General features: G+C 62.8%; 9 protein-coding genes and 2 pseudogenes. 8 read left to right on the top strand and 3 right to left on the bottom strand.

Annotated features, from left to right (window positions below; all coding sequences use genetic code 11):
• A pseudogene (locus tag ABI213_RS13750) lies at window positions 1-284 on the bottom strand (sn-glycerol-3-phosphate ABC transporter substrate-binding protein); the annotation flags it as partial.
• Between the two features lie 261 nt (window positions 285-545).
• Here ABI213_RS13750 and ABI213_RS13745 point away from each other — a divergent pair.
• Window positions 546-2,075, top strand: coding sequence for a methyl-accepting chemotaxis protein (locus ABI213_RS13745; RefSeq protein ID WP_348027544.1), 1,530 nt, complete (start codon window positions 546-548; stop codon window positions 2,073-2,075).
• Between the two features lie 21 nt (window positions 2,076-2,096).
• Here the strand turns inward: ABI213_RS13745 and ABI213_RS13740 are convergent, their stop codons facing one another.
• Complete coding sequence (locus ABI213_RS13740; protein ID WP_348007426.1) at window positions 2,097-2,402, bottom strand: DUF3579 domain-containing protein; 306 nt, start codon at window positions 2,400-2,402, stop codon at window positions 2,097-2,099.
• A 295-nt stretch (window positions 2,403-2,697) separates the two neighbouring features.
• Here ABI213_RS13740 and ABI213_RS13735 point away from each other — a divergent pair, with 295 nt between their 5' ends.
• The 7 genes from ABI213_RS13735 (at window position 2,698) to ABI213_RS13705 (ending at window position 9,013) form a co-directional block, all read left to right on the top strand.
• Window positions 2,698-3,900, top strand: coding sequence for an aspartate aminotransferase family protein (locus tag ABI213_RS13735; RefSeq protein ID WP_348027542.1), 1,203 nt, complete (start codon window positions 2,698-2,700; stop codon window positions 3,898-3,900).
• 8 nt (window positions 3,901-3,908) lie between these two features.
• Entirely contained in the window at window positions 3,909-4,862 is a 954-nt protein-coding gene (gene argF, locus ABI213_RS13730; protein WP_348027540.1) for an ornithine carbamoyltransferase, read from the top strand.
• On the top strand, window positions 4,863-5,180 hold the full coding sequence (locus tag ABI213_RS13725; protein ID WP_348006804.1) for a YkgJ family cysteine cluster protein: 318 nt from the start codon (window positions 4,863-4,865) through the stop codon (window positions 5,178-5,180).
• A 162-nt stretch (window positions 5,181-5,342) separates the two neighbouring features.
• Window positions 5,343-5,969, top strand: a complete 627-nt coding sequence (kynB, locus tag ABI213_RS13720; RefSeq protein ID WP_348006805.1) for an arylformamidase — start codon at window positions 5,343-5,345, stop codon at window positions 5,967-5,969.
• A 12-nt stretch (window positions 5,970-5,981) separates the two neighbouring features.
• A complete protein-coding gene (kynU, locus tag ABI213_RS13715) occupies window positions 5,982-7,268 on the top strand; it encodes a kynureninase (protein WP_348006806.1) in 1,287 nt (428 codons plus the stop codon).
• A 1-nt stretch (window position 7,269) separates the two neighbouring features.
• A complete protein-coding gene (gene kynA, locus ABI213_RS13710) occupies window positions 7,270-8,121 on the top strand; it encodes a tryptophan 2,3-dioxygenase (protein WP_348027538.1) in 852 nt (283 codons plus the stop codon).
• A gap of 82 nt (window positions 8,122-8,203) precedes the next feature.
• Window positions 8,204-9,013: a ZIP family metal transporter gene (locus ABI213_RS13705; RefSeq protein WP_348006808.1), complete on the top strand. Its 810-nt coding sequence runs from the start codon at window positions 8,204-8,206 to the stop codon at window positions 9,011-9,013.
• Window positions 9,014-9,040: 27 nt separating this feature from the next.
• On the opposite strand, the pseudogene ABI213_RS13700 reads toward ABI213_RS13705, so the two are convergent.
• Window positions 9,041-9,258 (bottom strand): annotated as a pseudogene (locus tag ABI213_RS13700) (hypothetical protein); the annotation flags it as partial.

Here is a 9,258-nt window from a genome sequence, read left to right as displayed (position 1 = left end):
ATCATGGTGGCGGTGCCCACTTCAAACACCTGCAGGATGTGCGGTGCATTGCCCGCGCGGAAGGCGGCGATGGCGGCCGTCATTGACTCGTCGTACTGGCCCTTGTAGGTGGGCACAATTTTGTATTCTTTTTGGCTGGCGTTGAAATCTTTGGCCAAGTCATTGACCCACTCACCATTGACCGAGTTCATCGAATGCCACCACTGGATCTCGGTTTGCGCCTGGGCAGTCGATAGCGTAAGGGCGGCAGTGGCCACAGCCAATGCCAAGCGGGAAATGTGCATGCGAGATCCTAGTGAAAGAGAAAAGCAGGGATGCTAGGGGCAAACGGTGACAACGCCGTGAAATTTAGTCGCAAAGCTGACATCCGTGCTAGGTGGAAACCCGTCTAAGTGCATGCTTAAGGTGTATACAGAAGATGGGTTTTTCCGGTCCTTATGCGCCATAAAGTGTAGCTAGATTGGCTGCTGTGTATCAGAATGCTTTACACGCGGGCCAATGTCTGGCGCGGGTCGATTTGCCATCTAGCAAAGAGGAACACATCCATGAAATTGCGTACCCAGATTATTGGCCTTGGCTTGGCCGGAACGCTGCTGGCGGGTTTGACCGGTGGAATTGGCCTGTACGCGTCGTCGCGGTTGGGCGGTGCGCTAGACGATGCCATCCAGGCCGGCGTAGCACTGCAAACTAGCCAAGAGGCCGACATGATGCACGATGCCGTACGCGGCGATGCCCAGTTGGCGATTTTGGGGGCATTGGAGAAAAATCCGGCCCAGATCACCGAGGCTGACAAGGGGCTGAAGGACCACGCCGAGACGTTCAACAAGGCCCTGTCAGAATTACAGTCCATGTCGCTCACCGCCGAGAGCTCGGCCGCGCTGGCCAAGGTGCGTCCTCTGGTGCAGAAGTACATTGCTTCTGCGGGCCTGGTGGTCAGTGCATCCAGCTCCGATGTACAGGCTGCCCAGGCCGCTGTGCCTGCTTTGCAGGCGGCGTTTTCCGAACTGGAAAAGGCTATGGAGGGTTTGTCGGACACCATCCAGCAGAACGGCGCGGCCCTGAATGCGCAGGCCACGCAGCATGTGGATTCCACCCGCATCGCCATTGGCGCTTCGCTGGTGCTGGCCTGCGCGGTGATGATGGCCTCTGCCCTGTGGCTGGCCCGCAGCATGACCCAGCCCATGGCCTACGCTGTGGGAGTGGCAGACCGGTTGGCCCAGGGCAATCTGGCTGCCGCCATCCAGTCTGCGGGCAACTTTGAGACCATGCAGTTGCTGCAGTCCATGGCCCATATGCAAACCAATTTTGCGGGCATCGTCCGGGATGTCAAAACCAATGCCGACGAGGTGGCCAACGCCAGTGCCCAGATAGCGCAGGGCAACCACGATTTGTCCAACCGCACCGAACAGCAGGCCAGCGCCTTGCAACAAACCGCCGCTACCATGGAGGAACTGGGCAGCAATGTGCGCAACAACGCCGACAACGCCCAGCAGGCCAACCAGCTGGCCCTCGGGGCGACCCAGGTAGCCGTCAAGGGCGGTGAGATGATGGGGCTGGTGGTGCAGACCATGACCGGCATCAACGACAGTGCCAAAAAGATTGCCGACATCATTGGCGTGATCGACGGCATCGCTTTCCAGACCAATATTTTGGCCCTCAACGCGGCGGTCGAGGCGGCACGCGCTGGTGAGCAGGGCCGGGGGTTTGCAGTGGTGGCCAGCGAAGTGCGTAACCTGGCCCAGCGCAGCGCCGAGGCCGCGCGCGAGATCAAGGTCCTGATCTCGACCAGTGTGGAGCGGGTAGACCAGGGCACATTGCAAGTGGGGCAAGCCGGGCAAACCATGGACGAGATCGTGGGGGCCATCCGGCGTGTGGCCGCCATCGTCACCGAAATCAGCGCGGCCAGCGCTGAGCAAAGCGCCGGTGTCAACGAGGTAGGCCAGGCGGTGTCTCAAATGGACCAAGCCACCCAGCAAAACGCCGCCTTGGTGGAAGAAAGTGCGGCCGCTGCCGCCAGCCTGACGCAACAGGCGCAGCAACTGGTGGATACGGTGGCCGCGTTCCGGTTGGCTTAAACCCCAGTTTTACCCGGGAGTTTATTCGGGGATCAGGCAGGCCTCTACGACCTGCAAACCGTTGTCACGCGCGAAGTTGATGGCAAAGTCCCAGGCCATCACGTCGTAGTCGCGCAAGTCGCTGTGCAAGATCACCACCTTGGTTCCGTTGATGGTGGTGGGCACGCACCAGGGCGAGTAGCTCAGGTGGCTGCCGGGCTGTGCGCCGCCGGGGCGAAACTGGCTCAAAACACCTGCCAAGCGCTCGGCCCAGTCACTGGGGCGGAAGGCTTTTCCGTCCTTGGTGACACCCTGGATAAAGACTTCTTTGGCGGAGGTGGAAACCATCGGTGGGGCTTTTCAGAGGGGGTTAGGTGCGTGGATCAAACCGGGCCGGTAAGCTGGTTTGGGCGGCACTTTGTGCAGGAATGATAGCGTCAATGGCAGGTATTGGGTAGATTTGCTGCGGTGCACAATAATTGTATCTTATATAAGACTTGGGCTGATTCTGGAGCCCTGCCATGGACCGCTATGCATCGCTGTGATGCAGGATTGTCAAAAAACTAAGCAATCTCTGCGCCTAGAATTACGTTTCAGCGCTGGATGTGGCTCTGAATCTGTCCTGTCTACTTTGGAGAACTGCATGACCGCTACGCTAGAGGCTTCCTCGCCCCACACCATGAACACCTATGGCCGACTGCCGATTGCGCTGTCGCACGGCCAAGGCTGCCGCGTGTGGGACGTGAATGGCAAGTCGTATCTGGACGGCCTGGGCGGCATTGCGGTCAACACGTTAGGCCACAACCACCCCAAATTGGTGCCTGCCCTGCAAGACCAGATCGGCAAGATCATCCACAGCTGTAACTACTACCACATCCCCCTCCAGGAGGCGCTGGCCGCCAAGCTGGTGGAGTTGTCGGGCCTGACCAACGTTTTCTTCTGCTCCACCGGGCTGGAAGCCAACGAGGCCGCGCTCAAGCTGGCGCGCAAGTTCGGCCACGACAAGGGCATCGAGCGCCCCGAAATCGTGGTCTATGACAAAGCCTTCCATGGCCGCAGCATTGCCACCCTCAGCGCCACTGGCAACACCAAGATCCAAAAGGGCTTTGGCCCCATGGTCGAAGGCTTTATCCGCGTGCCCCTGAACGACATCGAGGCGCTCAAGGCGGCCACCGCCAACAACCCCAACGTCACCGCGGTGTTCTTCGAGACTATCCAGGGCGAAGGCGGCGTGAACCCCATGCGCGTCGAATACCTGCAGCAGGTGCGCAAGTTGTGCGACGAGCGCGACTGGCTGCTGATGATCGACGAAGTGCAGTGCGGCATGGGCCGTACCGGCAAATGGTTTGCCCACCAGTGGGCCGGAATCCAACCCGACGTGATGCCGCTGGCCAAGGGCCTGGGCTCGGGCGTGCCGGTGGGCGCGGTGGTGGCAGGCCCCAAGGCCGCGCACATCTTCCAGCCCGGCAACCACGGCACCACCTTTGGCGGTAACCCGCTGGCCATGCGCGCCGGGGTGGAAACCATCCGCATCATGGAAGAGGACGGCCTGCTGGAGAATGCCGCCAAGGTCGGGGCGCACCTGCAAGCGGCACTGCGCAATGCATTGGAAGGCGTGGCGGGCTTCAAGGAAGTGCGCGGCCAAGGCCTGATGATCGGCGTGGAACTCACCCGCCCCTGCGGCGTGCTGGCCCAGCGCGCGGTAGAGGCCGGGCTGCTCATCAGCGTCACCGCCGACAGCGTGATCCGCCTGGTGCCATCGCTGATCTTGACCACCGCCGAGGCCGACGAGCTGGTGGCCATTTTGTGCCCGTTAATTAAGCAATTCTTGGCAGAACCGGTATGAGCCATCCCTTGAAGAACCCGTTAAAGCACTACCTGCAGTTCAGCGACCTCAGCGCCGACGAGTACGCCTACATTTTTGGCCGCGCCGCGCTGATCAAGAAGAAGTTCAAGGCCTACGAGAAGCACCACCCCTTGGTGGACCGCACCATGGCCATGATTTTCGAAAAGGCCAGCACCCGCACTCGCGTGAGCTTCGAGGCGGGTATGTACCAGTTGGGCGGCAGCGTGGTGCACCTGACCACCGGCGACAGCCAGCTGGGCCGCGCCGAACCTATCGAAGATAGCGCCAAGGTCATCAGCCGCATGGTCGATCTGGTGATGATCCGCACCTTTGAGCAGACCAAGATCGAGCGCTTTGCCGAACATTCGCGCGTGCCCGTCATCAACGGCCTGACCAACGAATTCCACCCCTGCCAAATCTTGGCCGACATCTTTACCTACCTAGAGCATCGCGGCACGAACTCGGAAGGAATGCCGGACCCGTCATTCCTGGCGGGCAAAACCGTGGCCTGGGTGGGCGACGGTAACAACATGGCCAACACCTGGCTGCAGGCCAGCGAGATTTTGGGCTTTACCGTGCACCTCAGCACCCCCAGCGGCTACGAGGTAGACCAGTCGGTTGCGGGCATCCGTTCGGCCGAGAGCTACAAAGTCTTCAAAGACCCGATGCAGGCCTGTGCCGGGGCCGATCTGGTCACCACCGACGTGTGGACCAGCATGGGCTACGAGGCCGAAAACGAGGTCCGCAAAACCGCTTTTGCCGACTGGCGTGTCGATCTGGAGATGATGGCCGTCGCCAAGCCCGACGCACTCTTCATGCACTGCCTGCCCGCCCACCGGGGCGAAGAGGTGGAAGCCGATGTCATCGACGGGCCACAGTCGGTCGTCTGGGATGAAGCCGAGAACCGCATGCACGTGCAAAAAGCCCTCATGGAATACCTGATGCTGGGCCGTCTGGAATAAATGTCTGCCGTCTGCCAAAGCTGCGGCATCTGCTGCGCCAGCTTCCGCGTGGACTTTGCGGTGGAGGAATCGCAGGAAGAGGGTGGTAGCGTGCCCGAGGGCCTGGTGGTCGAGGTCAATGCCCGCCTGCGCCGCATGCGCGGCACCGACCACAGCCCGCCACGCTGCGCCGCGTTGGTGGGCACGCTGGGCGAGCGCGTGGCCTGCGGCATCTACGAATGGCGGCCGTCGCCGTGCCGGGAATTCGAGGCGGGCAGCACCGCCTGCCTGCAAGCCCGCACGCGTCGGGGTTTGTCGAACGCTCTCCTATTTGAATAAGAAATTGATAGCTGCCCGCGCAGGTTTAATCTGCGCTGGAACCGGTTTTAAGGCTTGAAAAAGGCCTTGTTTTTTGAGTTTTTTGAAAATCCAGAGGAATTCGGCGGCTGTTGGAAATAACCGACACCACGCCAAATTCAGCGGTGCTACCTTCCCGGCACTATGCAAAACCTCTGGGATATCTCTCCGCCAATTTCCCCCGGCTGCCCGGTTTTCCCGGGCGACACGCCGTACCAGCAGCACTGGTCGGCCACCATCACGCCCGACTGCCCGGTCAACGTCAGCGCCATCACCTTGTCGCCCCACGTCGGCGCACACGCCGATGCGCCGCTGCACTACGACCCGCAGGGCGCAGCCATCGGCGCGGTCGATCTGCTGCCCTACCTCGGCCCCTGCCGCGTCATCCACTGCATAGGCCGCGGGCCGCTGGTCTTGTGGGAGCACCTGGCCCACGCGCTGGTGGATTTGCCGCCCCGCGTGCTCGTGCGCACCTACCAGACCATGCCGGTAGACCGCTGGGATGCCGACCTGGCCGCCTTCGCCCCCGACACCGTAGCGCGCCTGGCCGCCCTGGGCGTGCTGCTCATCGGCATCGACACCGCGAGCATCGACCCGGCCAGCAGCAAGACGCTGGACAGCCACCAGACCATCCGCCGCTTGAATCTGCGTGTGCTGGAAAACCTGGTGCTGGACGACGTGCCCGAAGGCGACTATGAGCTGATCGCCCTGCCGCTCAAATTGATGACCGCCGATGCCTCCCCCGTGCGCGCAATCCTGCGTGCTCTCTGAAAGTAGAAAAAAATGACGACTTTGCATGACTGTTTGCGCCTCGACGCGCAAGACCCATTAGCCCCGCTGCGCGAGCACTTCAGCCTGCCACCCGGTGTGATTTACCTCGACGGCAACTCCCTGGGCGCGCTGCCCCGCGCCACGGCGGCCCGCGTGGCCGAGGTGGTGACCCAAGAATGGGGCACCGATCTCATCAAGGCCTGGAACACCGCCGGTTGGTTCGACCTGCCGCAGCGCCTGGGCAACCAGATCGCCCGTCTCATCGGGGCCCAACCCGGCGAAGTGGTGGCCACCGACAGCACTTCGGTCAACCTGTTCAAGGTGCTTACCGCCGCGCTGCACATGGCGACGGCCGACGCACCCCAACGCAAAGTCATCGTCAGCGAGCGCAGCAACTTCCCGACCGACCTGTACATCGCCGAATCGCTGTGCCGCCAGCACGGCTTTAGGCTGCAACTGGTCGAGCCTGAAGAGATCGCCGCCGCCCTGACCCCTGAAGTCGCCGTGCTGATGTTGACCCACGTCAACTACCGCACCGGCGCGATGCATGACATGCCCGCCGTGACCGCCGTCGCCCATGCCGCAGGCGCGCTGATGCTGTGGGACCTGGCGCACAGCGCGGGTGCGGTGCCGGTGGATTTGACGGGTGCGGGGGCTGACTTCGCGGTGGGCTGCGGCTACAAATACCTCAACGGCGGCCCTGGTGCCCCGGCCTTTGTGTGGGTCAATCCCGTGCATGCCGACCGCTTTTGGCAGCCGCTGGCGGGTTGGTGGGGCCACGCCACGCCGTTCACCTTCACCCCCGACTACCGGCCCGCGCCCGGCGTGCAGCGCTACCTGTGCGGTACCCAGCCGATGATCAGCCTGTCGGCGCTGGAGTGCGGGCTGGACGTGTTTACGGCAGCGGCCACACTGATCCCCAACCAGACGGCGATGGACACCCTGCGCCAGAAATCGTTGGCGTTGACCGATTTGTTCATCACCCTGGTGGAGCAGCGCTGCGCCGGTTTTGGCCTGGCGCTGGCCACCCCGCGCGAACACGCCCAGCGCGGCTCGCAGGTATCGCTGAGCAAGTCCGAAGGTGCGTACGCCATCGTCCAGGCGCTGATTGCACGTGGCGTGATCGGCGACTTCCGTGCGGGCGACGGCGCGCAGCACCCGGACATCTTGCGCTTTGGCTTCACCCCACTGTACGTGGGCTATGAGGACGTGTGGCACGCGGTGGAGCAACTGCGCGAGGTGCTGCACACGGCAGAGTGGCAGCGCCCCGAGTTCAACACCATCAGCGCGGTGACCTGATATGGGCTGCCCTCACAACCCCATCGGCCACACCGAAAAAATCGTCCAGGACGAACGCGCCCAGTTGGACTTCAGCCAGTCCATGAGCTACGGCGATTATTTGCAGCTCGACAGCATCCTGGGTGCGCAAAAGCCGCTGTCGCCCGCGCACGACGAGCTGCTGTTCATCGTGCAACACCAGACCAGCGAACTCTGGATGAAGCTGATGCTGCACGAGCTGCACGCCGCCATCCGCTGCGTGGCGGCGGACGACCTGCACAGCGCCTTCAAAATGCTGGCCCGGGTGAGCAAAATCATGGCCCAACTGGTGCATGCCTGGGACGTGCTGGCCACCATGACCCCGCCCGAGTACAGCGCCATGCGCCCCTACCTGGCCAGCTCCAGCGGCTTCCAGAGCGCGCAGTACCGCTGCATCGAGTTCGCCCTGGGCAATAAGAACGCTGCCATGCTCCAACCCCACGCCCACCGGCCCGACCTGCTGGCGCTGGTGCAGGCCGCGTACGAAGCGCCTTCGCTGTACGACGAAGCCCTGCGCCTCATGGCCTGCCGGGGTCTGGCCGTGCCCGCCCGCTATTTGCAGCGCGACTGGACCCAGCCCTACATCGCCAGCCCCGAGGTCGAAGCCGCCTGGCTGGTCGCCTACCGCGACCCGCGCCAGCACTGGGATCTGTACCAACTGGGCGAAAAACTCACCGACCTGGAAGACACTTTCCGGCTCTGGCGCTTTCGCCATGTCACCACCGTGGAGCGCGTCATCGGCTTCAAGCGCGGCACCGGCGGCGTGAGCTACCTGCGCAAGATGCTGGACGTGGTGCTGTTCCCGGAGATTTGGACGCTACGCACCAATTTGTAGCCGGGCTGGCGGGGCGGGGTAGGTCGTTACAATTTGCGAACTTTTTAACCCCTCCGCGCAGATTCTGCGTGCGCAACCAGCTATGACTTTAGTAGCAATCTTGATCGCCACCCTGTGCGCCGGAATTGGCAGTGTGTGGGTGGCGGCGGTCCTCAGTTTTGGGGTGCTGGCGCGTTACACCCAGCACATGCTGAGCCTGGCGGCGGGGGCCTTGCTGGCCACGGCTTTCATGCATTTGCTGCCCGAGGCGTTTGAGAGCCAATCTGGCGCGCAGGCGCTGTTTGGCACGCTGCTGGCGGGGCTGGTGTTCTTCTTCTTGCTCGACAAAGCCGAGCTGTGGCACCACGGGCATGAACACCACCATGGGCCGCAGACCGACGCGCATGCAGATCACAGCCACCACGACCACCACCACGACCATGCCCATGCCACCCCGCCCCGGACTGGCGGTTGGGCGGTACTCACCGGCGACAGCGTGCACGCCTTTGGCGACGGCATTCTGATTGCCTCGGCCTTCATGGCCGACATGCGCCTGGGCTTTGTAGCGGCGCTGGCGGTGCTGGTGCACGAGGTACCGCACCACATGGGCGACCTGGTGGTGCTGCGCGGCACGTCCAGCAACCGCCGGGTGGCTTTGCTGAAGGTATCGCTGGCCGGGGCGGTGACGGCCCTGGGCGGCATGGTGGGCTACGGGCTGGTGGATTTGCTGCACGAATGGCTGCCGTACTTTCTGGTAGTAGCCAGCAGCAGCTTCATCTACGTGGCGCTGGCCGACCTGATTCCCCAGCTGCAAACCCGCCTGAGCGCCCGCGCCACGGCGGCGCAAATTGCCTGGCTGCTGATTGGCATGGGGCTGGTGACACTGGTGAGCCGTTTAGCCCACGAGCACTGAGCCAGGGCCGCGCAGGCAGCGCTGGGCCTACTTGAACTGAAAGAAGGCAATATCGTCGGCCAGCCGCTGGGCCTGTTCGGCCAAGCTGCCTGCTGCTGCGGCGGTTTCTTCGACCAAGGCGGCGTTTTGCTGTGTCCCCTGGTCGAGGTCTTGGATGGCGGCACCGACGGTGTCAATGCCCAGAGTTTGTTCCTTGGTCGCGATGGCGATTTCGGACATCAGCGCATCAATCTTGCCGGCGTTGG

Origin of the sequence: Rhodoferax sp. (genome assembly GCF_039922535.1) — a bacterium.
Taxonomy (GTDB): domain Bacteria; phylum Pseudomonadota; class Gammaproteobacteria; order Burkholderiales; family Burkholderiaceae_C; genus Rhodoferax_B.
The sequence above is the reverse complement of the archived record's forward strand: the minus strand, read 5'-3'. Positions and strand labels throughout refer to the sequence as shown.